General features: G+C 29.4%; 2 protein-coding genes and 1 pseudogene. 1 reads left to right on the top strand and 2 read right to left on the bottom strand.

Translation table 11 applies throughout. The annotated features are described in order from the left end of the window. A pseudogene (locus tag AMN70_RS03130) lies at nucleotides 1–343 on the top strand (serine/threonine protein kinase); the annotation flags it as partial. A gap of 4 nt (nucleotides 344–347) precedes the next feature. Here the strand turns inward: AMN70_RS03130 and AMN70_RS03125 are convergent. Together AMN70_RS03125 and AMN70_RS05670 are read right to left on the bottom strand one after the other, a co-directional pair. Further along, nucleotides 348–575, bottom strand: coding sequence for a hypothetical protein (locus tag AMN70_RS03125; RefSeq protein ID WP_075501694.1), 228 nt, complete (start codon nucleotides 573–575; stop codon nucleotides 348–350). Beyond that, nucleotides 575–772 (bottom strand): hypothetical protein (locus AMN70_RS05670; protein ID WP_179850378.1); only part of this gene is annotated, 198 nt, incomplete at its 5' end. The genes AMN70_RS03125 and AMN70_RS05670, both read right to left, overlap by 1 nt.

The following is a 772-nucleotide window of genomic DNA, read 5'->3' as shown; positions in this document are numbered from 1 at the left end:
ATTAATAATTAATAATCCACAAAGAAGACTGCCAAAAATACAAAGAAAATTATTTGAGGATAATGGATGGGAAATCTTAGATAGTGCACAACCAGCACATAATGAACCTCCACCGTTATGTTATTCATCTGTTTGGTTATCAATGAATGTATTAGTGTTAGATCCAAAAACAGTTTGTGTAGAAAAAAGTGAGGTTTATCAAGCAGAACAGTTAGATAAACTGGGAATGGAAGTAGTTCCAGTCGATCTTAGAGATGCTTATGCTTTTGGAGGAGGTGTTCACTGCTGTACCGCTGATGTATATAGAGAAGGCACATTAAAAGATTATTTTCCTAAACAATAGGTTATTAGCTTGGATTTTGTTTTAAAAAATCAATATATTTCAAAACTTCGTCATATTTTTCATCTGGCACATCCTTATAACTAGCTCTGAATTTATTTTTGACACATATCGCAATGTGAGCGTATGGATTACGTCCTTTGGGATGATTAGGATGATTTGGCAATTGTCCATCCAAATAATCACCAGCTTCTTGAATAACTTTCCAGATTCTTTTTTTATTTTCTTGATTCATTAATTAATACATAATTCATTTAGATTATCATAAATTCTTTTAACTTCTTTGGTTGGGAATTTCTTACTAATAAAATTATTATTGATTTTGATTGTCTCATCAATAAATTTATTTACTTCGGTTGATGGTTTAATATCTAATTTTTTTTCAATTATTGAATAAGTTTTTTTTGGATCTGATACAAATTTTTCGTAATT

It is taken from the genome of Candidatus Pelagibacter communis (assembly GCF_001179925.1).
Lineage (GTDB): Bacteria > Pseudomonadota > Alphaproteobacteria > Pelagibacterales > Pelagibacteraceae > Pelagibacter > Pelagibacter ubique_E.
Note: the sequence above shows the minus strand (reverse complement) of the source record. Positions and strands in the feature narration are given on the sequence as shown.